We start from the raw sequence: 24,448 nt of genomic DNA, 5'->3' as shown, positions 1-24,448 counted from the left end.
CAGAATTCCCTCTTCAGAAAACCGGGCGACGGGCCGACAAGGAGATATCCCCTCTCCTTGCGTCACCCCATGCTCATCATCGTTGGATTCCTGGTCGTCATCATCAGCGTGATCGGGGGCTACCTCGGTGCCCACGGCCGCCTGGGTGCCCTCTGGCAGCCCTATGAGCTGGTCATCATCGGCGGCGCCGCGCTCGGCGCCTTCCTGGTCGGTACCCCGGCCAAGACGGTCAAGCAGACCCTGCAGGCTATGGTGGGTGTGTTCAAGGGCCCGCGCTACAAGCAGCAGGACTACATTGATGTGCTCAGCCTGCTCTATGAACTGCTCAACAAGGCCCGCCGCGAGGGCTTCATGGCGTTGGAAGACCATGTCGAGCGCCCGGCCGAAAGCGCGCTGTTCGGCAATTACCCCAAGGTGCAGGCCGACCACCACCTGATCGACTTCATCACCGACTGCCTGCGCCTGATGATCGGCAGCAACATCGAGCCGCATGAGCTGGAGCCGCTGCTGGAACTGGAGCTGGAAAAGCACCACGCCGAGGCCATGGCACCCTCACAGGTGCTGACCAAGGTCGCCGACGGGCTGCCCGGTTTCGGCATCGTGGCCGCGGTGCTGGGCATCGTCATCACCATGGGTTCGATCGGCGGCGACATCGTCGAGGTCGGTGGCCACGTGGCCGGTGCGCTGGTCGGCACCTTCCTGGGCATCCTGCTTGGCTACGGCTTCGTCGGCCCGATGGCAGCGGCGATGGAGGCCCGCGCCGAGCAGGACAGCCGCATCTACGAATCGGTCAAGACCGCCCTGCTGGCCTGCCTGCGCGGCTACAACCCGAAGATCGCGTTGGAATTTGCCCGCAAGACGCTGCCGTCGAACGTGCGCCCGGCCTTCTCCGATTTCGAGCAGCACCTGAAGACGGTCAAGTAAGCCATGGCCGAGACCAAGCCCACCGTCATCGTCCGCCGGGTCAGGAAGGCCGGCCACGCCGCCCATCATGGTGGTTCGTGGAAGGTGGCCTATGCCGACTTCGTGACCGCGATGATGGCGTTCTTCCTGGTGCTGTGGCTGATGGCCACCACCAACAAGAACGACCGTGCGGCCATTTCCGAGTACTTCCGCAACCCCAGCCCGCTCAGTGGGCAGAACGCCACGCCGGCGCCCGGCATGGCCGGCCCGGGCGGCGCCAGCACCTCGATGATCAAGCTGGGGGGTGCCACCGACATCTCGCGTGGCAGCAGCAACGACCCGTTCCAGAACCAGAAGGAAGCGGTACCGCAGCCGGTGGACCAGCAGCAGCGCGACAAGCAGCAGCTGGAAGCGCTGATGAAGGAACTGCAGGAGGCGATCAGCAAGAGCCAGGCGCTGGAGCCGTTCAAGGACCAGCTGCTGCTGGACCTGACCCCGGAAGGCCTGCGCATCCAGATCGTGGACAAGCAGAACCGGCCGATGTTCGACCTCGGCAGCGCCACGCTGAAACCGTACACGCAGCAGATCCTGCACGAGCTGGCCAACTACCTGAACCACGTGCCGAACCGGATCAGCCTGACCGGCCACACCGACATCACCGCCTATTCGGCTGCACGTGGCTACGGTAACTGGGAACTGAGCGCCGATCGTGCCAATGCCGCCCGCCGCGCGCTGGTGGACGGCGGCCTGGAGGACAACAAGATCACCCGCGTGGTCGGCCTGTCTTCATCGGTGCTGTTCGACAAGGCCGACCCGCAGAACCCGATCAACCGCCGCATCAGCATCGTGGTGATGACCCAGGCCGCCGAAGCGGCCGCTCTGGCCGGCGCCGGCCCGCAGGTCGGGCTGTCGGCACCTGCCGCTGACCCCGACGTGCAGGCCGCGCAGGGTGAGGCGCACTGAACCGGGGTCAGATCCCTTTCCCCTGGAAAGGGATCTGACCCCACCTGCGTGCGGCCGCTACAATGGCGGTCTTTCCGTTTCCAGGTGACCCCACCCCATGTCCCAGAACTCCAAGGCCAAGCGCGACAAGCGCAAGAAGCAGCAGGGCAAGCGCCCGTTCCTGCGCCTGAATGCCCAGCAGCAGGTGCAGAACCATGCCGTGCTGACCAACGAAGACGGCCAGGTGGTCGCCGCCATCGGCCTGCAGGGCCGCGAATGGCTGCTGGCCATCGGTGGCCAGACCATGGGCAACGCCGAGAACCCGGTGCCGATGCTGGCCATGCTCAAGCACCTGTCCAACGTGCAGGAAAAGGAAGGCCGCAAGGTCAACCTGGAGTATTCCGAGCTGCTGCAGAAGCTGCTGGACACCCTGGCCGCTGAATCCGGCCAGACCGCTGACGAGTATCTGGACAAGCTGGTGTCCGAGTTCGAGACCGTGGAAGCCGAAGAAGGCGAAGAAGCCACTGAGGCCGCCGAAGGCGATGTGGTTGAAGCTGCTGCCGACGCCGAGGCCAGCCCGGCCGCTGACAGCGACAGCAAGCCGCAGGCCTGAACCGGCCGCGGCGGTGACGGTCTACGTCGATGACGCGGTGCATCCCTGGCGCGGACAGCGCTGGGCGCACCTGATGGCCGACACCCTGGCCGAGCTGCACGCGATGGCGGCGCAGCTCGGCATCCCCCCGCGGGCCTTCCAGAACAAGGCCAGCGGTGCCCATTACGATGTCACGGTCGAGCTGCGCGCGCAGGCGATCGCGCTTGGCGCGCGAGCGATTTCCCGGCACACCGAGCGCGAACTGGTCAAGGCGGTGATCGCCAACGCCCGGGCGCAATACCGGCCATAGGCTCGGCTGCCGTTTGCCTCCTGTAGAGCCGGGCCGATGCTCGGCTGCTCTTCGCGGACTGCAGCCGAGCGCGGGCTCGGCTCTACAGGCCCGATCAGAACGGGTCGCTGCCCAGGCGGATTTCCACGTTCAGCAGCGAGCACAGCGCCAGCATCGCGTCGTCGTCACGGGTCAGCGCCATCACCCCGGTGAAGCCGTCGCTGCCGGCATCCACGCTCCACAGCGTGTAGTTGTGCTCGCGCAGGCGGTCGAAGGCGGTGGCCATCAGCTGCACGCCGTCCAGGCCTTCGGCAAAGTCCTCGTCGTCCAGGTCGCCACCCCAGTCCAGCTGCAGGTTGAAGCGCGCCGACAGCTCGTTGACCGCCGACTGCAGCGATTCCAGGTCGTCGCGCTCCACATCGAAACCGGACTGCCAGGCGATGGCGGTGAACAGCGCCGGCAGCCAGTCGCTGTCCGCTTCCAGCGGCTGCCCGTCCTCGGACAGGTGCTCGCGCCAGCGGTTGAACTGCTGCAGGGCCAACTCTTCGTCGCCCGGGTTGATCAGCACCAGCAGGTTCCAGACCCGCGCCTCGAATCCATCCTCGTCGAAGTCGTGGATGTCTTCCTCGAAGTCGAAATAGTCGCTGTTGTCGGGCATGGCGGAACGTCCTCTGGGGCAGGCCGGCATTCTACGGTTTATCCTGTGCCGCTGAAGCCGGCCTTGGTGGCCGTCACTGTGAATGAAGCGATGAGCGATACCCCTCCCGACCACCTGGCGATCAACCCGGCCAGCCCCTTCCATGATGCACAGGCGCTGGAGCGCGGCGTCGGCGTGCGTTTCAACGACGTCGAGCGCGACAACGTCGAGGAATACTCGGTCAGCGAAGGCTGGATCCGCGTGCAGGCCGGCAAGGCCCGCGACCGCCGTGGCAACCCGATGACCATCAAGGTCAAGGGCAAGGTCGAGGTGTATTTCCTGGACCAGAAGCCGGAATAACCGGCACCGGCATGTAGAGCCGAGCCTGTGCTCGGCTGCTTTTCGTTCCGGGTTCATGACGCCTGAAGCAAGCGCAGCCGAGCATGGGCTCGGCTCTACATGCCAGGGCGGAATCCGCGTCAGCGTCTGCAACGCCCGGTCCCAGGCGTCATTCGCGCTTGCGCGATTCCAGCAGGTCCAGGTTGCGGATCAGGCGCCGCGAGATCTCGTCGGAGATCACCCCGCGCCGGGTCAACCGGAACAGTTCCTCGCGCTCGGCATTGAGGCCGGCGCTGCGCAGCTGGCGGTAGCCCAGTTCCATGCGCCGCACCTTCTCCGGGTCCACATCGGGCCCGTCGCTGTCCTTCTCCAGGTGGCGCTGGTACAGCAGGCTGACCCGCGAGGCGGCGTCGTTGTACAGCTGCACGTTCTCGGTGTTCTGGTTCATCACCAGCTGCTGGCGCATGCGCTCGACCCCGGCCAGCGCGGCCTTGGACGACAGCCGGCGTGCCAGGTCCTCTTCCTTGCGCTCGCCCGAATCGGCCGGCAGCTGCAGGCCCTTCAGCAGCTGCGGCAGCGCCACGCTGGCGCCGACCAGCGAGAACAGGATCACCGCCGCGGCCAGGAAGATCACCAGGTCGCGCGCCGGGAACGCGCTGCCATCAGGCAGGAACAACGGCAGGGTCAGCACGCCGGCCAGGGTGATCGCGCCGCGCACGCCGGCCACCGAGGTCGCCACCACGATGCGCCAGTTCGGTGCCTCGCCGCGTTCCAGGCCTCGGCGACGTGCACGCAGCAGGTTCCAGCGCAGCGACAGCCATACCCACAGCAGGCGCAACAGGATCAGCGCCAGGTTGATCACCACCACGTACACCAGCAGCCACCATGCACTCTGGTGGCCGGACTCGTTCATGGTGGTTGTGGCGCGTTCGACGATGCCGGGCAGCTGCTCGCCCAGCAGCACGAACATGATGCCGTTGAAGCTGAACTGCAGCATGTTCCAGACGCCCGCGCGCTGTACGCGCATGCTGCCGGAGACACGGCCGGTCAGCTCGACGTAGCTCATCGCGATGCCGGCCGCCACGGCAGCCAGGATGCCCGAGGCATGGATCTCTTCGGCCAGCAGATAGGCCGCGAACGGGATCAGCAGGTTGACCAGCATCGCCGCACCCGGTTCCTCGCCGAAGCGGCGCCACAGCCAGCGCTGGAACGTGGACACGCCGAGGGTAACCGCCACGCCCACGGCCAGGCCGGCCACCGCCACCCACACGAAGGTCAGCGAGGCCGTGGCCAGCGAGAAGGAACCGGTCATCACCGCCGCCACCGCGAAGCGGAAGCAGACCAGGCCGGACGCATCGTTGAGCAGCGACTCGCCTTCCAGGATGTGCATCAGTCGCTTGGGAATCGGTGCCTTGGAAGCGATCGCGCCGACCGCCACCGGATCGGTCGGCGAGACGATGGCGGCCAGCGCGAAGCACACCGCCAGCGGCATCACCGGAATCATCCAGTGGATCAGCAGGCCGGCACCGATGACGGTGAACACCACCAGGCCGAACGCCAGTTCGAGGATCGCGCCCTTGTCGCGGAACAGGCCCTGCTTGGGGATGCGCCAGCCATCAAGGAACAGCAGCGGCGGCAGGAACAGCAGGAAGAACACTTCCGGCTCCAGCGCGTGGCCGCGGTTGAACACCCCGGCGATGACCGCGCCCAGGCCGATCTGCACCAGCGGCAGCGGCAACGAGAACGGGAGGACGCGAACCAGGTAGCCGCTGGCGACAACGGCCACCAGCATCGCCAGGACGACTTCAATGGTATGCATGCTTCTTCCAGGAAGCGGCGCGCGGGGAGGCTCGAAGGCCAGCGCCGGAAACCCGGAAAAAACTACCACATGCGGCCATGAGCGCGACGGCCGGGGCGGTCGCGCGTCAGCCCCGGCTCATGCCCCGTCGAAGCGGTACAGGTCCATGGCGAGGAAGCCGGCGTCGATGCCGGCATCGATGCGCCGCGCACCGAAGCTGTCCTCGCCGGCTGCGCCCATCGCGAAGAACAGCGGCAGCAGGTGCTCGTCGGTCGGGTGCGCGCGGTCGGCGAACGGCGCCTGCCGGCGGTAGTCGAACAGGGCCTGGCGATCATCGGCGGCCAGGCGCTGCTCGACCCACTCGATGAAGGGCCGCACGTACGGCGCTTCCTTGCCGTCCTGGTAGTCGCCCCAGTCGTGCAGGTTGTGGGTGATGCTGCCCGAGCCGACCAGCAGCACGCCCTGCTCTCGCAGTGGCGCCAGCGCGCGGCCCAGCGCGAACTGGTGCCCGGGGCCGAGCAGCGGCTGGATCGACAGCGGCACCACCGGGATGTCGGCTTGCGGGCGCAGCAGCCGCAGCGGCACCCACGCGCCATGGTCGAGGCCACGCTGAGGGTCGAGCGCCACCGGCAGGCCGGCAGCGGCGATGCGGCCGGCCACTTCTTCGGCCAGCGCCGAATCGCCCGGCGCCGGGTACTGCAGTTCGAACAGTGCGCGCGGGAAGCCGCCGAAGTCATGGATCGTCGGCGGCTGCGGATGCGCGCCGACCTGCGGCTGCCGGCCCAGCCAGTGCGCCGAGGCCATCACGATGGCGCGCGGGGTTGGCAGATCCTGCGCCAGCTCGGCCAGGCGCACGCCGACCTGGCCCGGATGCAGGGCGGTCATCGGCGAACCATGGGAGATGTACAGCGAAGGCAGGCGGGACATGGAATCCTCCGGTTGCAGGGTCAGGCGGCGATCAGCGCGAGCGCAGGGTCCACTTGCCATCGCCGACCAGGAACAGCACCACCAGCGCCAGCGCCCAGAACGCCGGGTATTCCCAGCCGCCGCCGGCATTGGCGAAACCGAAGCCGTTGGCGCCGTGCACGGTGACGATGGTGCCCAGCAGCAACGGGACGCCGGCCAGGCCCACCCAGCGCGCGTAGATGCCCAGCAGCAGCGCAGTGGTGATCACCAGCTCGGCGCCGATGGTGAGGTAAGCCAGCACGCCGGGCAGGCCCAGCGATTCGAAAAATGCCGCCGTACCGGCCGGGGTGAATACCAGCAGCTTGATCAGCGCATGGACCAGGAACAGCACGCCCAGGGCCAGGCGCAGCAGGGTGGCACCGTACGGGGCCAGCGGCGAGACAGGAGCGGTCGTGGTGTGCATGGCAAAGCACCTTGAAGGGAGTGGAGACAGGTTATTGCGCCTTTACGAGCCGATAAATACGATCGCTTGACCGTATTTATTTCAGAAGACGCAACAATGGACACCCTCGAGGCGATGCGCGTGTTCGTAGCGGTGGTCGAGCGCAACGGCTTCAGTGCCGCGGCACACGCCCTGGACATGTCGACCGCCGGCGTCACCCGCCAGGTCGCGGCACTGGAAAAGCGCCTGTCCACCCGCCTGCTCCACCGCACCACGCGGCGGGTCAGCCCCACCAGCACCGGCGCCGCCTATTACGCCCAGTGCGTGCGCCTGCTGGCCGAGTTCGACGCGCTGGAGGCCAGCATCGGCGCGCAGGCGCTGGAACCCTCCGGCACGCTGCGCATCAACGCACCGGTCAGCTGGGGCATCGCCCGCCTTGGCCCGTTGCTGGCCAGCTACCGCGAGCGCTTCCCGCAGGTGGAACTGGACCTGGCCCTGTCCGACCGCCTGGTGGACATGGTCGAGGAAGGCTACGACGTGGCCATCCGCATCACCCGCGAGCCGAGCCCGGCGCTGATCGCGCGCCGGCTGGGCGAATCGCGGGTGAGCCTGTGCGCGGCGCCGTCCTACCTGGCTGCACGCGGTACCCCACAGACGCCGCAGGACCTGCAGAATCACGCGTGCCTGAGCTACAGCTACTGGGCCGCTGGCGACCACTGGCCGCTGCAGGGACCCGGCGGTGAAGTGAAGGTGGCGGTGAACAGCCTGCTGCACGCCAACAACGGCGACGTGCTGCGCGAAGCGGCGATCGCCGGCATGGGGGTGATCCTGCAACCCGACTTCCTGCTGGAAGACGCGCTGGCCGATGGCCGCCTGGTGCGCGTGCTACCGGAATGGGAGGCCTCGCCGATCGGCATCTTCGCGGTGTATGCCAGCCGTAGCCACCTGGCGCCGAAGGTGCGCAGTTTCATCGACCACCTGGTGGAGGCCGGGGTGTAGCCGAGTCTCGCGCTGGCCGGCAAATACGAAGCCCCGATCAGGCAGGGACTTCATCCAGCGCGTCGATGATCCGCTCCAGCGGCGCCGGCCGCCCCAGCAGATAGCCCTGCACCTGGTCACAGCCGTGCGCGGCCAGCCAGTCCAGCTGCCCCGGCGTTTCCACGCCCTCGGCGATGATGGTCAGGCCCATGCTGTGCCCCAGCGACAACAGCGCGCGGCAGATCGAGGCATTGCGTGGGTTGGTTTCCACGTCGGCGACGAAACTGCGATCGATCTTCAGGATGTCCAGCGGCAGGTGCTGCAGGTAGGACATGCTGGAATAGCCGGTGCCGAAATCGTCCAGCGACACGCTGATGCCCTGCTCGTGCAGGCGTTGCATGGTCTGCATCGCCTGCGCCGGCTTGCGCATCAGGCTGCTCTCGGTCAGCTCCACGTGCAGTGCGCCGCGGGCCAGTCCGAACTCCTGCTGGACGCGGGTGAATTCGGCCACCAGGTCGCTGTTGAAGAACTGCACTGCCGACACGTTGACCGCGATCGGCAGCTCGCCCCAACCGGCCTCGACCAACCGGCGCTGTGCCTTCGCCGCAGCGCGGATCACCCAGCGGCCCAGTGCCAGGATCAACCCGGTGTCCTCGCACAGCTGGATGAACTCGTTGGGCGGGATGAAGCTGCCATCGGCCTGCGGCCAGCGCAGCAGGGCCTCCAGCGCGGCCGGGCTGCCATCGCTGGCGTGCCGGATCGGCTGGAAGTACAGCTGGAACTCGTTGTCGATGGCGGCGTGGATGCGCCCGGCCAGGCGCAGGCGGTCGGCCAGCCGCGTGGTCACTGCCGCATCGAACCAGACCACCACGTTGCCCTCGGCACGCGCCGCGTGCGCGGCCTGTGCGGCCATGCCGATCACCTGCTCGGCGCTGTGGCCGTCGCCGGCAGTGTGCACGGCCACACCGATGCGCGGTTCGAACTGGTGCAGTGAATCCTTGCCACGCATCGGCGCTGACACGATCTGCAGCAGGTCATCCAGCACGCGCTGGGTATCGTGCTCGGCCCCGATCGCGAACACGAAGTCTTCCGCCGGCTGGAATGCCAGCGTGCCGCAACGCGCCCCCAGTCCACCGAGCCGGGTCGCCATCGACTGCAGCACCGCATCGCCGATCTCGCGGCCCAGCGTATCGGCCACAAGCTGCAGGCCACGCAACTGCACGAAGGCGATGGTGTAGCCCTGCTGCTGCTCGTCCAGCTGTTCGGTCAGGGCGCGCACGTTGAGCAGGCCAGTGGCCGGGTTGTGCCGTGCCCGATAGGCCAGGTCACGCTCGTAGGCCAGCCGTTCGCTCACATCCTCGGCCAGCACGAGGCACGCCGGCTGTCCATCGAAATCGAGTTTGGACAGGTGTGCGCGCACCTCGAACACACTACCGTCCTTGCGCCGGTGCAGGCGCACGGTCGCGTCCGGAGGATCGCCCACCTGTGCGCGCTGGATGGCACCACGCACTTCGTCCCAGCCTTCGCGCGGGCGGATGTCGAGGATGCTCATCGCCAGGAACTCGTCGCGGCTGTAGCCGTACTGGCGCACCGCAGCGTCGTTGACCTCGATGAAGCGCAGCGTATCCGGGTCGAACACCCAGAACGGTGCAGGATTGCGGTCGAACAGCAGCCGGAAGCGCCGTTCCACTTCGCTCACCTGCTCGCGCGCCTGGTAACGCTCGCTCAGGTCGGTCAGCGCGCCGATCATGCGCCGCTCGCTGTCGGCCACTTCCACCCGCTGCCCACGCGCGCCCACCCAGCGCACCTCGCCCCCGGGCAATACCAGGCGGAACACCTGGTCGAGCACGGCGCCGCCGGCGAATGCCTGGTCAAAGGCATGCTGCAGGCGCGCGGCATCGTCGCGGTGCACGCGTGCGAAGAAATCGGCCACCGGCAGCGCATCGGTCTGCACGCCAAAGATCTCGCGCGCCAGCGGCGACCAGCGCAGCAATGCGGCGTCCTCATCCACATACCAGGTACAGACACGACCGACCTGGTGCGCAAGACGCAGCTCCGCGTGGCCTGTTTTCAGCTCCTCGGCCATCGCCTGCTGGCTGCGGGTGCTGCGCCGCACGGCGTACAGCAGCACCAGCAACACCGCGATGTAAGCCAGTACGATCGCCACCGACGCCTGCAGGTACGGCCACCACGGCGCCAGTACGTCTTCGTCGGCCAGGCCGACCTGCACCGCCAGCGGGCTGTGTTCCAGCGTGCTGATGGTCATGATGCGCGGTACGCCGTCGACCACACCCGGCACGCTGCCCAGCTCGACCACCGCCTGCGTGCCGAGCAGGTCACGGCGCGGCAGGCCGTAGCGGCGGCCCACCGTGCCGTGCGGATCAGGCACGCGGGCCAGCATGTAACCCTCGGCATCGCTGATCGAGACCAGTCCGTTGGGGCCGACATCGAGGCCGCCGACGATGCGTTGCAGTTCGCCACAGCGCAGCCGTGCCAGCAGCCAGCGTTCGCCGGCCATCGGCAGCGCCAACGGCACCACCCAACCGCCATCGCTGGCCCGCTGCGGCGGGCCGATGTACAGGGCGCTGCCCTGGCCACGACGCTGCGGGTCGGTCCACAGCGGCAGCTGCAGGTCGCCCTCGCCGGCCGTCAACGGTCGGCCATGGCGGTCGAGCACGGCGATGCTGTGCAGTTCGGCATGCCGGCCCAGCACCCCGCCGATGGAGGCATCCATCAAGGCCGGCGCCTGCGCCGGCACGCTGCGGAACAGCTCGGCGGCGTCGGCCGCGATGCCGGACATGGCGCGCTCCAGGTTGCGCAGTTCCAGCGCCAGCAGGCGCTCGCTGCCCACCGCCAGCGCCCGGCTCTGCCGCTGTGCCGCTTCCAGGCGGCGGTGGTAGTCATTGACCAGCATGAGGGTCAGGCCGGTTACCAGCAGCACGCCCAGCAGCACTCCGCCCCAGGTAATGGCGCGCAGCGGGCGGGCCAACGCGCGTTTCAGCGCGGGCATCGGCGGGTGTTCCTTGTGCAGTCGGCTGGCTTCATGCGCGAACGAATCCTCCACGTCCCCGACCTCAACGGCCGGTGGACGCCATTCTTGACGCCTGACCCGCCCCCGCATGGCCACCTCCCCGTGTCCGCGCAGGGCTCCAGGGTCCAGCATGCACCACCCCGGTGACGGCGTGAAGATCGCGTCTGCGCGTTCAGCCAGATCCTGCACAGGACGGGCGGCGCAAGGACGCGGCCAGTGGCGCCGGAGCGGATTAGACTTGGGGTTTTCCGCTGCAAGAGAAGTCCATGTCCAAGCTGCGCCGTCCCACCCTGGCGCTGGCCATCGTTGCCAGCCTGTCCCTGGCCGCCTGTGACCGCCCGGCCGAACCGGCCGCCGGTGCCACCGCGCCGGCCGATGCCGCCCCCGCTGCGGCCAAGCCGATGCTGGGCAGTTTCGGCTTCGATGCCAGCGGCATGGATCGCAGCATCGCCGCCGGCGACGACTTCTTCGGCTTCGCCAATGGCGCCTGGGTGAAGAACACCGAGATTCCGGCCGACCGCTCGCGCTTCGGCAGCTTCAACGTCATTGCCGAGAAGACCCTGGCCGATACCCGCGCCATCCTTGAAGGGGCGGCGGGCAACACCAAGGCCAGCGGTGACGACAAGCTGATCGGCGACTACTACGCTGCCTACATGGACGAAGCCGGCATCGAGCAGCGCGGCGTTGCACCCGTGGAGCCGCAGCTGAAGGCGATCGATGCGATCGCCGACAAGGCCGGCCTGGCCCGCGCCCTCGGCGGCGACCTGCGCGCCGACGTCGACCTGCTCAATGCCACCAACTTCTACACCGACCGCCTGTTCGGCCTGTGGGTGTCGGTGGACCTGCTGCAGCCGGACCGCACCGCGCCGTACCTGGTGCAGGGCGGGCTGGGCATGCCTGACCGCGATTTCTACCTGGGCGGCGGCCGCATGGCCGAGCTGCGCAAGCAGTACCAGGCCTACATCGCGCAGATGCTGCAGCTGGCCGGTGTGGCCGATCCGGCCGGCAAGGCACAACGCATCCTGGCGCTGGAGACGAAGATCGCGCAGGCGCATGCCACCCAGGAAGAAACCAATGATGTGACCAAGGGTGCCAATCCGTGGACCCAGGCCGACTTCAACGCCAAGGCGCCGGGCATGGACTGGAACGCCTTCCTTGACGCGGCCGCGCTGGGCAATCAGCAGGACTTCATCGTGTGGCAGCCCAAGGCCGTGGCCGGCCTGTCCAGGCTGGTCGCCACCGAGCCACTGGAGGTGTGGAAGGACTACCTGGCCTTCCACGCGCTGGACCGTGCCGCCGCCTACCTGCCGAAGAAGTTCGCCGATGCCCGCTTCGCCTTCCATGGCACCGCGCTGAGCGGCACGCCGCAGCAGAGCGACCGCTGGAAGCGCGCCGTGGACGATGCCAACCATGCCGTCGGCGAAGCCATCGGCAAGCGCTATGTCGAGAAGCACTTCGACGCGAAGACCAAGGAACGCGCGGACGAGATGGCAAAGAACATCATTGCCGCCTTCGCCAAGCGCATCGACGCGCTGTCGTGGATGTCGCCGCAGACCAAGGCGAGCGCCAAGGCGAAGGTGGCCGGCCTGACCGTGGGCATGGGCTATCCGGAAAAGTGGCGCGACTACACTGGCCTTGAGATCCGCCGTGATGACCCGCTGGGCAATGCGCAGCGCGCCGAGCTGTTCGAGTACCAGCGCAACATCGCCAAGCTGGGCAAGCCGGTCGACCACAGCGAGTGGGCGATGCTGCCGCAGACCATCAACGCGATGAACGTACCGCTGGAGAATCGCCTGGTGTTCCCGGCCGCGATCCTGCAGCCGCCGTTCTTCGACGGCGCCGCCGACGACGCGGTGAACTACGGTGCGATCGGCGCGGTGATCGGCCACGAGATCAGCCATGGCTTCGACAACGCCGGTGCGCTGTTCGATGAAACCGGCAAGCTGCACAACTGGTGGACCGCCGAGGACCTGAAGCAGTTCAACGCCGCCGGTGATGCGCTGGCCGCGCAGTTCAGCAGCTACGAGCCGTTCCCGGGCGTGCATGTGAACGGCAAGCTGACCCTAGGCGAGAACATCGCCGACGTGGCCGGCCTGGGCACCGCCTACGATGCCTACCAGCTGTCGCTGCAGGGCAAGCCGGGCCAGACCCTGGAAGGCTTTACCCCGGACCAGCGCTTCTTCCTCGGCTTCGCCCAGGCGTGGCGCAGCAAGAGCCGCGAGCAGGCGCTGCGCAACTCGCTGCTGACCGATGTGCATGCACCGGGCCAGTTCCGCGCACTGACCGTGCGCAACATCGACGCCTGGTACCCGGCGTTCGAGGTGAAGGAAGGCCAGAAGCTGTACCTGGCCCCGGACAAGCGGGTCAAGGTGTGGTGATGTAACCGGAACGGGCGCCGCAAGGCGCCCGTTTCACTTGCGGGTAGCTGCCAACCTTGGTTGGCGCTTCCGCGGCACCGCGAAAAGCGTGCCAACCAAGGTTGGCACCTACCAGGCAACCGCGGGCCACTCGCACAGGATCTCCACCGGCGCGCCCATGCGTGCACAGGCGCGGCTGGCCAAGCCGTCGGGCAGCGCACGGCGGAACAGCGGCGCCATGCCCTGCATCAGCTTCGCAGACGCCGCAGCCTGGGCGCGCTGACGGCCACTGCGTGCAAGCATGCCTTCGGCCCAGTCCGGCAGCAGCGCCGCGCCCGCACCGAGGAACACCTCGCGCGACAGCCCCGGCACCGGTACCGGCAGGCGCACGCCGGACAGCACCTCCAGCACCTCGCGCGAGCGCTCATCCACACGCAGCTCCGGCTGACGTGCACAGAAGTACGCCGCCACTTCCGCTTCGCTGCGCGGCACATCCACCGCGCCCAGTGCCTCGGCCACGCAACGGTACTCGTCGTAATAGCGATCGGCGATGTGCGCCGGCACCTCGCGCCCGTAGCGTCGGAACCCCTGCAGGAAACCGAAGGCTTCGGTAACGTGCACCCAGGTCAGCAACTGCGGATCGTCGGCGGCGTAAGGCTCGCCCTGCGCGGTCTGGCCGCGGATCTGCGCATGGATGCGGCGCACCCTGGCCACCAGCGCCTCCACCTCGCCGCTGGGCGCATAGCTGGTGCCGGCAACGAAGGCCGTGGTGCGGCGCAGCCGACCCACCAGGTCCTGGCGGAAATTGGAGTGGTCATAGACCCCGGCCAGCGCACGTGGGTGCAGGGTCTGCAGCATCAGCGCGCACAGGCCACCGGCGAGCATCGAGGGAAATTCGGCGTGCAGCCGCCAGGTGACGCTGTCCGGGCCGAACCAGCCCGGGTCGCCCTGCGGATGGTCGTAGTCGATACCACTCTGGCCGCGCGGGAAGGCGTCCAGTACCCAGCGTCGGATCGGCGCCGTGACGGGGCGGGAGAGTCGCTGCAGCAAAGCCGGCATCACAGGTCCAGGAGAGGCGGAAGAACAGTCGCGTCTTGCGCGGTTGGCTCCGATTCTCGGCGATCACGCCTCCGGCGGCGAGCCTCCCCGCTCAGCGACGGTTTCATGTGCGGCCGCAGCACGTTTCACCCTGCGACATCCTGTCGCAGGCCGTGACTGCGATGCTGCATCGCATCAATTTTCACTCCCACCGGTCAAACCCTTGCGCCGCTTGGCATTGCCCCCATTGCACGGCTCGCTGGAAGTGCTAGAACTGGATCCGCCACACCGTCCAATGCTGATCGACGCACGTTCCACAAGGAGCCAGCCATGATTGCCTTGTTCAAGGGTTTGGGAATTCTGCTTCGCGACAACGAGCTCTACAGCAGCCCGTTCGACAAACAGGTGGCGCACTGGCGCAACCTCAGCGAGCAGCAGATCCGCGATGAAGTGGCTGTGCTGGCCCAGGCCAAGTGCCAGTGGCTGATCGCCTCGATCGTCGGCTGGCAGGCGGCCTCGCTGCTGATCCTGGGCCTGATCGCCAACTACCTGTGGCGCGACGACTTCCATATCACCTTCACCCGCGTGGTGATCGTGTTCGGCTCGTGGGTGTCGATCCTGTTCGTGATCTGGTTCATGGCCAACATGTTCGATCAGCAGGCCGGCTTCGAGCGCTGGATGAAGGCGTTCAACAGCCGCGCCCGCATCAGTTCCAAGGCCGACAGCGTGGAGCACGTGGCCGAGGCGCTGGACCTGGCCGAGCACTACCCGGAAGTGCTGGACTACAAGCAGGCGGTCACCGCCAAGCGCGAACTGCGCCACGAGGACATCCGCATCATGACCGAGATCGGCCGGATGAAGCAGCACTCCGAACTGGTCGGCCGCCTCAACCATGTGGGCGAGACCGAGCACCATCACGACCTGACACTGCAACCTGCCTACTGAGCCTTCAGGGAAGCGGGGGGACCCACACTGCCACCGTGATCACTCACGGTGGCAGTGTTCCATCGGGTCCTGGCTGACGCACTGGCGGAAGCCGTCGGGTAGCCCACGCATGGCCTCGGTCTTGCCTGCTGCAACGGCGAACCGGCGCAGCGGCGGTGTGGTGCACGCGGCATCGGAGCTGCACGCTGGGTCCAGCACCAGGTAATGGCAGTGGCCACTGCTGCTGGCAATGCACTGGAAGCGCGCCTCGCCATCGACCACCGTACTCTTGCTGTACAGCGTGTCCACGCCGTTGGCATGGGTGCGGGTGATCGAGGTGTTGCGGGATTTTTCGCAGCCGGCCAGTGCCAGCACGGCCACGCACGCAATCAGCAGACGGGACATGTTCATTCCTCGGTGCAGGGGGATGCGGCTGCGGCTACATGCCGCGGAACAGGCTCATGAACGGCTGGCTGACCACCAGCGTCTCCGTCCGCCCGCGCAGGCGCAGCACGCCGCGCCCGGTATCGTCGCGGCTGACCGCCGCCACTGCCTTCATGTTGACGATGGTCGAACGATGGATCTGGCGGAAGTGCTGCGCATCAAGCACTTCCAGCAGCTCGCGCAATGGCGTGCGCAGCAGGCTTTCGCCGCTGGCGGTGACCACGGTGGTGTACTTGTTGTCCGCGCGGAAGTACGCCACGTCTTCCAGCATGATCAGCTGCGTCTCGCGGCCGTTGCTGGCGGTGATCCAGGCCAGTGGCGGGCGCTCGGCTGCGCCCTGCGATGGGCCCAACCGCTGCAGCAGGCGCTCCAGCACGGCATCGTCCTGGCGCGTCGATGGCAGCCGCGACAGGATGCGTTCGCGGGTGGCCAGCAGGCGCTCGTCGCTGACCGGCTTCAACAGGTAATCCATCGCGCCCTGCTCGAACGCATCGATGGCGTACTGGTCGTAGGCGGTGACGAACACTACCTGGGTGCGCGGGCTCAGCTCGGACAGCGAGCGTGCCACCTCGATGCCGCTGATGCCAGGCATGCGGATATCGAGAAAGGCGATGTCCGGCTGCTTCTCGGCCAGCTGCTCCAGCGCGCTGGCGCCGTCCTCGCACTCGGCCACCAGCTTCAGGTCCGGCCACAGCCGGCGAAGTTGCTCCACCAGCGACTGCCGCAGCAGTTCTTCGTCTTCAGCGATCAGTGCCTCAAGCGGCATGGCTGCGCTCCTTGTGCGACTGCGGCAGGGTCATGGTCGCTGCCACGCCGCTGGGGAAGTTGGCGACGATCGCCACGCCGGCCTGCTCACCACAGGTCAGGCGCAGACGCTCGCGCAGGTTCTTCAGGCCGATGCCGGTACCACTGGTGCCCTGGCCGAAGCCGAGCCCATCGTCGGCCACGGTCACCGTCACGTGGTCATCGAAGCCGCGCGCCAGGATCCAGATCGTGCCTCCGCCGGGCTTGGGTTCAAGGCCATGCTTGATCGCGTTTTCCACCAGCGTCTGCAGCGCCATCGCCGGCAGGTGCACGCCATGCAGTTCGTTGGGCACCTGCACTTCCACCGCCAGCCGTGCGCCCATGCGGATGCGCAGGATCTCCAGGTAGGCGCGGGTGCGTTCCAGCTCCACGCCCAGCGTGGACACCGATTCGTCCACCTGTGGCAACGAGCTGCGCAGGTACTGGATCAGGTGGCCGAGCATCTGCTCGGCCCGTGCCGGGTCGGTGCGGGTCAATACCTGCGCGTTGGCCAGCGTGTTGTAGAGGAAGTGCGGTTCCACCTGCGCATGCAGCAGGTTCAGCCGCGCCACCGACAGTTCCTTTTCCACCTGGGTCTGTTCGGCTGCAGCCTGTTCGTCGCGGCGCTGGTCGGCGACGCGGCGACTGATCGCACGGGTGACTGCTTCGGCGTTCTCGAAGTTGCTGCCCTCGTCCAGCGCCAGCAGGTCGGCCCACCAGCCGGCATCGGGTTCGAACAGCAGGGTAACGGTGCTGGTGCCCTGCCCCGGCGTGACCGTTGCCAGCACGCTGTTGCGCTTGATCGCCAGCCGCGCAGGCAGGTTCCAGCGCGACGGCTGGCGGCCATTCCAGAGATCGACCCGGCGCACATAGGCGCGCACCTGCAGGCTGCCGGCCGAGCTTTCCACGTCTTCCACGCGGGGTAGTTCGGAGATCGCCGCCTCCACCACCGAGAAGGCGTGGCCGGCGTCCATCGGCAGTTCGATCTGGCGGCGCTGGCGACCGGACAGGGTGGTGGCGTCCAGGCGACCGGCCACCAGCCAGACCCGGCGGATGTGGGTGATGGCACTGCCCAGCGCGGAAATGATCAGGAACATCGCCAGCAGGCCGAAAATCCAGCCTGGGCCATCGTTCATGCCACTGAAGATGCCGCTCCAGACCATGCCAGCGACGAACAGCGCCGCAGCCCAGGCCAGCAGGTGACGGAACAGAAGTGAGAGGCTGGCGAACACGGCGGCGCCTTGGAGGAAGGGGGTGAGCCGAGCATAGGGCGGCCGGCCGGGCAAGCAAGCGGCCTGCGACGAAGGGCCGGAAAGCGGGGATGGAAGCCTTCAGTGCAACGCCGGGCATGGCCCGGCGCTACCAGGGCTGGCGGGGCAGCGCGCCCCGCATTCCCTTATTTGCGCTGGTCGGCGCTGGCGTCGCGTACGGCGCGGAACGACTCGTCCTTGCTCCAGTTCGGCCAGGCACGGGAGTTGGCCAGCTGGTTGCCCAGCGTGTACAGCACTTCCAGGTCGCGGGCGGCACCGGCGAACACCCAGTCCGGCTGCCATTCGTCGCCCTGCTGGTGGTAACGCTTGGCGGTGTAGTCCTCGGAGGCCTTCTTGCCTGCGGCGACGCCACCGTCCACCCAGTCCTGGCCGGCCGACCAGGACAGCGCCGGCACGCCACGCTTGGCGAACGGGAAGTGATCGGAGCGGAAGAACAGGCCCGCTTCCGGCTTCGGGTCCGGCGTGTAGCGGATGTCCCAGCCCTTGGCCACGTCCTTCAGCTGGTCCAGCAGCTCGAAACGCGCGGCGCCGTAGATGCCGAAGTCACGCGACGGGCCGAACGGCGCCATGCCGTCCATGTTGATCACCGCCACGGTCTTTTCCAGCGGGTACAGCGGATGGGTGGCGTAGTACTCCGACCCCAGCAGGCCCTTTTCCTCGGCGGTGACCGCCAGGAACAGCAGCGAGCGCTGCGGGCGCTTTTCCTTGGCGAAGCCACGGGCAAGCTCGATCAGCGAGGCGGTACCGCTGGCGTTGTCCAGTGCGCCGTTGAAGATGCGGTCGCCGCGCGCGTCCGGCTCGCCCACGCCGATGTGGTCCCAGTGCGCGCTGTAGATGATCGTCTCGTCCGGGTGGCGGCTGCCTTCCAGGCGTGCGGCCACGTTGTGCGAGGTGATCACTTCGGTCTTCACCGCGTACTTGGCGTCCAGGCTGGCGCCGATCAGCGGCACCGGGGTGAAGTCGCGCTGCTGCGCCTTCTTCTTCAGCGCCTCGAAGTCCTGCCCGGCGGAGCGGAACAGCTCCACCGCCAGGTCGCGCTGGATCCAGCCTTCCAGCAGCGGGTGGCTTTCGGCCGGGTTGTCGCGCACCACGTCGAACATGGTGTTGGTGTTGGAACCGGCCACGGTGGCCCAGCCATAGGAGGCCGGTGCGGTCTCGTGCACGATCAGCACGCCCAGTGCCCCCTGGCGCGCGCCTTCCTCGTACTTGTAGGTCCAGCGGCCGTAATAGGTCATGCCCTTGCCGTCGAAATCACCCTGGCCGGTCTCAAAGTCCGGATCGTTGATCAGTACGACGGCGATCTTGCCCTTCAGGTCCACGCCCTTGAAGTCGTCCCAGTTGCGCTCCGGCGCTTTCACGCCATAGCCGAGGAACACCAGCGGGGCCTTGCTGATGTCGACGTTGCTGGCGCCGTTCATGGCGGCGCGCACGGCAATCTGCTTGCCCTGCTCCAGCGCAACGGTCTTGCCGCCCTGGTGCAGCGCCAGCTGCGGTGTGCCGACGATATCGCCCTTGCGCAGCGGAACGGCCTGGGTCCACAGGCGCTTGCCGTCCTTGAGGTCGCCGCCCGGCTGCAGCCCGGCATCGGCGAACTGCTTGCTGAGATAGGCGATGGTCTTCTCTTCGCCGGCGGTGGCCGGCGAGCGGCCTTCGTAGGCGTCGGAGGCCAGTTCCTTGACGTCGGCGGAGATCCGCGCGCCATCGAATTTCGGGGTGGCCGCCATCAGTGCGCTCGACACCGACAGGGCCAGCACGCCCAGTACCACTCGTTTCATTGCTCTCTCCAGCAGGGAAATCCTTCTGGAGTGTAATGGGATTCGGCAGGGCTGCGCCCTGCGCCTGCGGTAGTGCCGGCCGCTGGCGGCGACCTCGGAAGCCACAGCCAAGACCCTGGTCGACACGCCGCTGTTGGCAGGTATCGACCTTGGTCGACACGGACGGAAACAAGAAGGGGCCAGATCCCTTTCCCGGCAGGAAAGGGCTCTGACCCCATCTGTGTGTTGCTTGGGCGTGTTACCAGTTCGGGTCTTCGGCCGGGGCGGCAGCAGGCTTGGGCTTCGGCTTGGCCATCGGGCGCGCGGCGGTAGCCGGTGCTGCCGAGGCCGTTGCGCCAGCAGCAGCGGCAGCCGGCTTGCTGCCCAGCTTCTGGCGCAGTTCGATCTGGCCCGGACGGAAGCCGCCGCGCATCGCGTCAACGCCATCTTCGATGGTGCCGTACGAGGTCTGCGCAGCCACGCGGTCGATGCGGATGGTGCAGCACGGGTGTTCGCTGCGGCCCAGCGAACGGCCGGTCTGCGGGTCCTTCAGTTCCTCGCCCAGGCGCACGGCCTGCCAGCGCTGGCCGGCCTGCACGGTGTCACCGCCCTGGCTCAGCACCACCTGGTCACCGTCCACCGACACCACCGATACCGGGAACAGCGTGGTGACGATGCTGGTGCCGATCTGGCCGGACAGCGATTCCATCATCGCCGCGGCCATGTTGCGGCCGTTCACCACACGCGGCAGCGTGCTCGGGCCGGTCGAGGCCAACTGGTGGTCGAAGCTGTCGGACATCACCACCTGGCCGGTGGTGGCGTTGACCAGGCGCAGGGTGATGCGGCCGCCACCGGAGTATGAGGTCACCTGACGGTCGGACATGCGCAGGTTGCGCACGCTGCGCGGGTACTCGAAGCGTTCGATGGTCGGGATCAGGATCAGGTCGGTCGCCAGCTGCTGGCCGACGCGGGCAGTGTCCTGCAAACGCACGTTGCCGCTGTTGATGTGGTCGATCTCGGCCTGCAGTTCGTCGCCGAACTCGCGATCCAGCACGATGAAGCGCTGGGTCTGGGTCAACGTGTCGGACAGGCGTGCGCGGATCGCGTCGGCCACTTCATCGGCGCTCACACGGCCGTCGCCCACGGCATAGCTGCCGGCCTTGGTACGCGGCAGCGCGACCACGATCTTCGGCTTGCCCTGCTCGTCCGGTGCGCGGTACTGGGCGATCTGGGCACGCACGCGTACCTTCCAGTAGCTGCGCATGCTGCGGTGGGTCACGTCGGAATCGAACGAGCTTGCGCCACGCTTGGCATCGACGCTGACCTTCTCGTCGTAGCGCTCCTTGACACTGGCCGAGGCACCGCCGCCCTTGGCCGTGGCTTCGCCAGAGGCGCTGGCAGAGGCCGAACCCTTGAAGCTCCAGCCTTCATCGCTGGCGCGCACGCGGGCGATGGTTTCCTCGTCCAGCTGCCGCACTTCGTCCTGCGACAGGATTTCATAGCCCAGCACCGCGCCCTGCGAGCCGGCGATCATCTGCTGGGTGAACGCGTCGGCGCGGATATCGCCGACGTGTTCATCATCCACGTCCACATGCAGGCCTGCGCGCAGGCTCTGCATCTGGCTGGCCACGCGTACGCCGTTGACCTGCGCCACCGCCGACTGCAGCGCCGCCAGCACCGCCAGTTCCGGGGTGCTGCCGATGCCGTCGGCCTCGCGCGCGACCTGGGTGGTGCCGCCGAAATCCGGCGTGCCACGCAGGGGCGCGGCTTCCACCGGCGCATTGCTGGCCAGTGCACTGGTTGCCTTGTCCTTGGCGGGTGTGGGCGCATCGGCGGCCGGGGTGTCCTGCTTGCCGCAGGCTGCAAGCAGCACGGCAGCCAGGCCCAGGCCGATCAAACGGGAGGTCGTACGCATGGGGTTGATCCTCGGATCAGATCGAGTCGAGCATCGAATCGGCGTTCGACGGCACCTTCACCTTGCTCTTCTTGGCGAAGGTCACGGCCGACTTGGTCGAGCCGTACAGGCCCTGGATGAAGCCCGGCGATTCCTTGGCCACCCATGCACCGGCAGCCAGCTTGCGGCCGACGGTGGCCATCTGGGTGGCGCCCAGGTTCTTCATGCCGGCGGTGAAGTTGCTGGCTTCGCCGCCCAGCTTCTGCGCTTCGGCAGCCGACGCCAGCAGCGAGACCAGGCCTTCGGCGTAGTGCTGCTTGGATTCAGCGTTCAGCTCCGGCTGCGCGGCCTGGCGCTCGTCGATCGCGGCCTGGGCGGCTTCGCTGACCGACACCGACTTCTTCATCGCATCGACGCTGACCGAACCCGACGACAGCGCCTGGCGCTCGGCTTCCAGCAGCTGCACCTGCTCGGCCAGGCCGAAGGCACGGGCGAACGAGGTCTGGGCCTGCAGCGAGTGCGACTGCGAGCTGACGAAACGACGCACCAGTGCTTCCTGCGCGGCTTCATCCGGTGCGGCGGCGCTGGAGGCGCTGCTGCTGGAGGTACCGGTGGCGGCGCCGGCCAGGTCCTTCAGCTTGCCCAGGCCAGCGTGCGCCGGCATCGACAGGGTGGCGGCCGCGATGGCCAGGACAAGAGCGGTATTGCGGATCATGTGAGAGTCCTTTGGGAGAGACGGCCGCGGTGCGGCACGTGGGGAATCGGTAACCCCGGTGGATGCCGAGCGCGCTCGGTACCCACCGGGGTGGCGGATCAGCGGACCGCCTTGACGTTCAGTTCGTTGATCATCTGCTGGGCGGCCTTTTCGGCAGCCAGCTGCAGGGCATTGGTACGGGCCACGGTTTCATTCGGGCCGGTACCGGAGAACTGCACCGGGCCGACCGACGACACGGTGCGCGGGAAACGACCGGTCACATCCAGCACCTTGCCGGTGACGGTGACGAACACGCGGGTGTTGCCACTGGCCGGATCACGGTCGCGCATGCCGATGTCGAGGGTGCCGACGGCGATGTACGGAATGTTGGCCGCACGGATGCCGTTGGCGGTGTCGCGCAGGGTGGCCGGGGCCAGGTCGTTGCCGGTGCTGAAGTCCTTGCGGATGCGCTCGATGCTGAGCAGGCCACGCGACTCGCCTTCCACGTATTCGGCTTCAACCACTTCGTAGCCGGCGGCGCTGAAGGCCCCGGTCATCGCGGTGTTGACCTCGGCGGCGTTGGCCACCTTCCAGGTGATGTTGTCGGCGCGCGCGGTGGTGCTGCCGCCGCTGGTGACCGACACCGAACCATTCTGGTTGATGCTGCCGTTGGTGCTGACCGAGTTGCCGCGGAAGCTGTCACCCTCACGGGTGTTCTCGCTGTAGCTGCTGCTGGCGTCGACGCGGCGGTATTCCTTGTCCTGGAACGACTGCACGGTGTCCTGCGAGCGCGCCATGAACAGGAAGGTCAGCAGCGAGCGCTGCGCGGCGGTGGCACCGGCCACGGCCGAACCCGCATCCAGCTTGGTCTGCAGCAGGGTGGTGTTGATCTCGGCACGGACGGTGACGGTGTAGGTCTTGGCCTTCTTGTCTTCGGTGTCCGACAGCGGCACGGCACTGAGCACGTAGCGGTCGATCTCGCCGATGAACTCGGCGCGACGCGCTTCGAACAGGCGCAGCTTGGCCGCACCGGTTTCGGCGATGTACGCCTCCAGGGCATTGACCTTGGCCTTGTTCAGGGCCTGGGCACGGGTATCGGCACTCAGGCGCAGGCCGTAGCTGGCCGAGCCGGTGCCGCGCGAACTCGCGGTCTGTGCAGCGACCGGCGAGGCCACCACCAGCGCGATGAGGATGAGCAGGATGGTACGCATCAACGACATGACTTGATCAACTCCTGGAGGGCTTGGGTCTGCTGTTGCAACGGGCGGCCGCCCGGCTTCTGTTCGTCCAGCCAGGCGCGCGAATCGGCACGCTTGGCGGCGGCGCCGGCGAAGGCGTCGAGCCCGGCCAGCAGGGTTTCGTAGCTGGCCGACCACTGGTCGACCTGCCACTGCGTGGCCGGCACCACCTTGGTGGCGCCCTTGCGCAGCGGCTGTTCGAAATAGACCTTCCCCGAGAACGGCTCAGTCACCCTGGCGGTGAAGAAGGCGCCGAACAGCATCGTCTTCATCGCCGGGGTTTCCTGGATCACGCCGTTCTTCAGCGCATCGACCTGCAGGTTGATGACGTAGTCGGGCTCGGGAATCTTCAGCTGGTAGACCTTGCCGTCGGCAAAGCGGGCAGCCATCGCGCCACCGATCGCCTGGCCCGAGGCCGGCGGCAGCAGCCCGACGCCGGTGTTGGACGACAGCGTCTTGGACAGTTCATGGGCCAGGGTGGCGCGCAGCGGCGCTTCCCACTTCGGGTCGGGCAGCTTGGCGCGCACCGCGTCGGACAGCGTTACACCACCGACCTGCAGACGGCGCACCGCCGCGTCGGGCAACCTGGCCTGGGCAAGGCTGGCCGCCAGCACCTGCGACAGGCTGGTATCGGCCCCGCCATACAGCAGATCGGCGACGATCGCGTCGATATCGTCGTTGTCCGGTCGGTAATCCTGCACGTCGATGCGCTGCAGCGTGAGCGGATAGGACGCGATCACCTGGCGCTCGCGGAAGTCGAAGAACAACGCCTGCAGCGCCACTTCCACCAGCACTTTGTACTGGTCACCGATCGGCTCGACCGAGACCAGTTCGCGGTCCAGCGCGGCGGCCAGCACGGTGGCGCTGGTGGTGCCGTCGAGCATCGCCACCGGCTGGTCGATCAGCTCCAGGTGGGCCGGTGCGCGGCGCTTGAGCGACTGCGCCAGCGTCTGGTTCAGCGGGACCAGGCCACGCCGTTCCAGCACCGCATGCGCATGCGGGGTGGTCGCCTGCACGGCGGCAGCATCAGCGGTATAGGCAAAACCGGCCCAATAGGCCTGCTGCGATTTGTCCGCGGCCTGCACGGCCATCGGCCATACGGCCAGGCACAGGGCACAGGCAAGCAGGCGCGCAAAAGCGCGCGATGCGCTCTTCGTCCTTGAATACATCCAACCGCTCCTCGGTCAATACGCA

Annotated in this window: 22 protein-coding genes; 8 read left to right on the top strand and 14 right to left on the bottom strand. The window is 67.6% G+C overall.

Annotated features, from left to right (window positions below):
- The first annotated feature begins 69 nt into the window (after nucleotides 1-69).
- From motA to AC2A1N_RS01880, 4 genes are all read left to right on the top strand, one after another.
- On the top strand, nucleotides 70-924 hold the full coding sequence (gene motA / locus AC2A1N_RS01895) for a flagellar motor stator protein MotA (protein ID WP_005407915.1): 855 nt from the start codon (nucleotides 70-72) through the stop codon (nucleotides 922-924).
- A gap of 3 nt (nucleotides 925-927) precedes the next feature.
- Nucleotides 928-1,866, top strand: coding sequence for a flagellar motor protein MotB (gene motB, locus AC2A1N_RS01890; RefSeq protein ID WP_484371360.1), 939 nt, complete (start codon nucleotides 928-930; stop codon nucleotides 1,864-1,866).
- Nucleotides 1,867-1,963: 97 nt separating this feature from the next.
- Nucleotides 1,964-2,458, top strand: a complete 495-nt coding sequence (locus AC2A1N_RS01885; protein ID WP_065179270.1) for a hypothetical protein — start codon at nucleotides 1,964-1,966, stop codon at nucleotides 2,456-2,458.
- A gap of 13 nt (nucleotides 2,459-2,471) precedes the next feature.
- A complete protein-coding gene (locus tag AC2A1N_RS01880; RefSeq protein WP_061478631.1) occupies nucleotides 2,472-2,747 on the top strand; it encodes a DUF4031 domain-containing protein in 276 nt (91 codons plus the stop codon).
- Between the two features lie 94 nt (nucleotides 2,748-2,841).
- Here the strand turns inward: AC2A1N_RS01880 and AC2A1N_RS01875 are convergent, their stop codons facing one another.
- Nucleotides 2,842-3,384 (bottom strand): DUF6630 family protein, encoded by a 543-nt coding sequence (locus AC2A1N_RS01875; RefSeq protein ID WP_061478630.1) that lies wholly within the window; start codon nucleotides 3,382-3,384, stop codon nucleotides 2,842-2,844.
- A 90-nt stretch (nucleotides 3,385-3,474) separates the two neighbouring features.
- On the opposite strand from AC2A1N_RS01875, the gene AC2A1N_RS01870 reads away from it, so the two are divergent.
- Entirely contained in the window at nucleotides 3,475-3,723 is a 249-nt protein-coding gene (locus AC2A1N_RS01870) for a DUF3297 family protein (protein ID WP_005415112.1), read from the top strand.
- Nucleotides 3,724-3,871: 148 nt separating this feature from the next.
- Here the strand turns inward: AC2A1N_RS01870 and AC2A1N_RS01865 are convergent, their stop codons facing one another.
- The 3 genes from AC2A1N_RS01865 to AC2A1N_RS01855 form a co-directional block, all read right to left on the bottom strand.
- Nucleotides 3,872-5,521, bottom strand: coding sequence for a Na+/H+ antiporter (locus AC2A1N_RS01865; protein WP_061478629.1), 1,650 nt, complete (start codon nucleotides 5,519-5,521; stop codon nucleotides 3,872-3,874).
- Between the two features lie 117 nt (nucleotides 5,522-5,638).
- On the bottom strand, nucleotides 5,639-6,427 hold the full coding sequence (locus AC2A1N_RS01860) for a dioxygenase family protein (protein WP_484371357.1): 789 nt from the start codon (nucleotides 6,425-6,427) through the stop codon (nucleotides 5,639-5,641).
- Nucleotides 6,428-6,458: 31 nt separating this feature from the next.
- Complete coding sequence (locus AC2A1N_RS01855) at nucleotides 6,459-6,869, bottom strand: DoxX family protein (RefSeq protein WP_061478627.1); 411 nt, start codon at nucleotides 6,867-6,869, stop codon at nucleotides 6,459-6,461.
- A 96-nt stretch (nucleotides 6,870-6,965) separates the two neighbouring features.
- Here AC2A1N_RS01855 and AC2A1N_RS01850 point away from each other — a divergent pair, with 96 nt between their 5' ends.
- Nucleotides 6,966-7,847, top strand: coding sequence for a LysR family transcriptional regulator (locus AC2A1N_RS01850; protein ID WP_061478626.1), 882 nt, complete (start codon nucleotides 6,966-6,968; stop codon nucleotides 7,845-7,847).
- Between the two features lie 37 nt (nucleotides 7,848-7,884).
- Here the strand turns inward: AC2A1N_RS01850 and AC2A1N_RS01845 are convergent, their stop codons facing one another.
- Nucleotides 7,885-10,947 (bottom strand): bifunctional diguanylate cyclase/phosphodiesterase, encoded by a 3,063-nt coding sequence (locus tag AC2A1N_RS01845; protein ID WP_242893469.1) that lies wholly within the window; start codon nucleotides 10,945-10,947, stop codon nucleotides 7,885-7,887.
- Between the two features lie 176 nt (nucleotides 10,948-11,123).
- Between AC2A1N_RS01845 and AC2A1N_RS01840 the strand changes: the two genes are divergently transcribed.
- Complete coding sequence (locus AC2A1N_RS01840) at nucleotides 11,124-13,235, top strand: M13 family metallopeptidase (RefSeq protein ID WP_242893467.1); 2,112 nt, start codon at nucleotides 11,124-11,126, stop codon at nucleotides 13,233-13,235.
- 108 nt (nucleotides 13,236-13,343) lie between these two features.
- On the opposite strand, the gene AC2A1N_RS01835 is transcribed toward AC2A1N_RS01840, so the two are convergent.
- On the bottom strand, nucleotides 13,344-14,273 hold the full coding sequence (locus AC2A1N_RS01835) for an oxygenase MpaB family protein (RefSeq protein WP_061478623.1): 930 nt from the start codon (nucleotides 14,271-14,273) through the stop codon (nucleotides 13,344-13,346).
- A 309-nt stretch (nucleotides 14,274-14,582) separates the two neighbouring features.
- On the opposite strand from AC2A1N_RS01835, the gene AC2A1N_RS01830 reads away from it, so the two are divergent.
- On the top strand, nucleotides 14,583-15,197 hold the full coding sequence (locus tag AC2A1N_RS01830; protein ID WP_005415104.1) for a hypothetical protein: 615 nt from the start codon (nucleotides 14,583-14,585) through the stop codon (nucleotides 15,195-15,197).
- A 39-nt stretch (nucleotides 15,198-15,236) separates the two neighbouring features.
- On the opposite strand, the gene AC2A1N_RS01825 is transcribed toward AC2A1N_RS01830, so the two are convergent.
- The 8 genes from AC2A1N_RS01825 to AC2A1N_RS01790 form a co-directional block, all read right to left on the bottom strand.
- Nucleotides 15,237-15,581: a hypothetical protein gene (locus AC2A1N_RS01825; protein WP_134968928.1), complete on the bottom strand. Its 345-nt coding sequence runs from the start codon at nucleotides 15,579-15,581 to the stop codon at nucleotides 15,237-15,239.
- Between the two features lie 34 nt (nucleotides 15,582-15,615).
- Nucleotides 15,616-16,386 (bottom strand): LytR/AlgR family response regulator transcription factor, encoded by a 771-nt coding sequence (locus AC2A1N_RS01820; RefSeq protein WP_134968927.1) that lies wholly within the window; start codon nucleotides 16,384-16,386, stop codon nucleotides 15,616-15,618.
- Nucleotides 16,376-17,635, bottom strand: coding sequence for a sensor histidine kinase (locus AC2A1N_RS01815; protein WP_061478621.1), 1,260 nt, complete (start codon nucleotides 17,633-17,635; stop codon nucleotides 16,376-16,378). The genes AC2A1N_RS01820 and AC2A1N_RS01815 overlap by 11 nt, the downstream gene beginning before the upstream one ends.
- Before the next feature lie 164 nt (nucleotides 17,636-17,799).
- Nucleotides 17,800-19,449, bottom strand: coding sequence for a M28 family metallopeptidase (locus tag AC2A1N_RS01810; RefSeq protein ID WP_242893465.1), 1,650 nt, complete (start codon nucleotides 19,447-19,449; stop codon nucleotides 17,800-17,802).
- 238 nt (nucleotides 19,450-19,687) lie between these two features.
- Complete coding sequence (locus tag AC2A1N_RS01805) at nucleotides 19,688-21,343, bottom strand: CsgG/HfaB family protein (RefSeq protein ID WP_242893463.1); 1,656 nt, start codon at nucleotides 21,341-21,343, stop codon at nucleotides 19,688-19,690.
- Between the two features lie 16 nt (nucleotides 21,344-21,359).
- Complete coding sequence (locus tag AC2A1N_RS01800; RefSeq protein WP_005415096.1) at nucleotides 21,360-22,037, bottom strand: hypothetical protein; 678 nt, start codon at nucleotides 22,035-22,037, stop codon at nucleotides 21,360-21,362.
- A 98-nt stretch (nucleotides 22,038-22,135) separates the two neighbouring features.
- Entirely contained in the window at nucleotides 22,136-23,236 is a 1,101-nt protein-coding gene (locus AC2A1N_RS01795) for a hypothetical protein (protein WP_061478618.1), read from the bottom strand.
- Nucleotides 23,227-24,423, bottom strand: coding sequence for a hypothetical protein (locus tag AC2A1N_RS01790; protein WP_061478617.1), 1,197 nt, complete (start codon nucleotides 24,421-24,423; stop codon nucleotides 23,227-23,229). The genes AC2A1N_RS01795 and AC2A1N_RS01790 overlap by 10 nt, the downstream gene beginning before the upstream one ends.
- Nucleotides 24,424-24,448: the final 25 nt, after the last annotated feature.

This window comes from Stenotrophomonas maltophilia group sp. SKK55, from assembly GCF_057179845.1.
The sequence above is the reverse complement of the archived record's forward strand: the minus strand, read 5'-3'. Positions and strand labels throughout refer to the sequence as shown.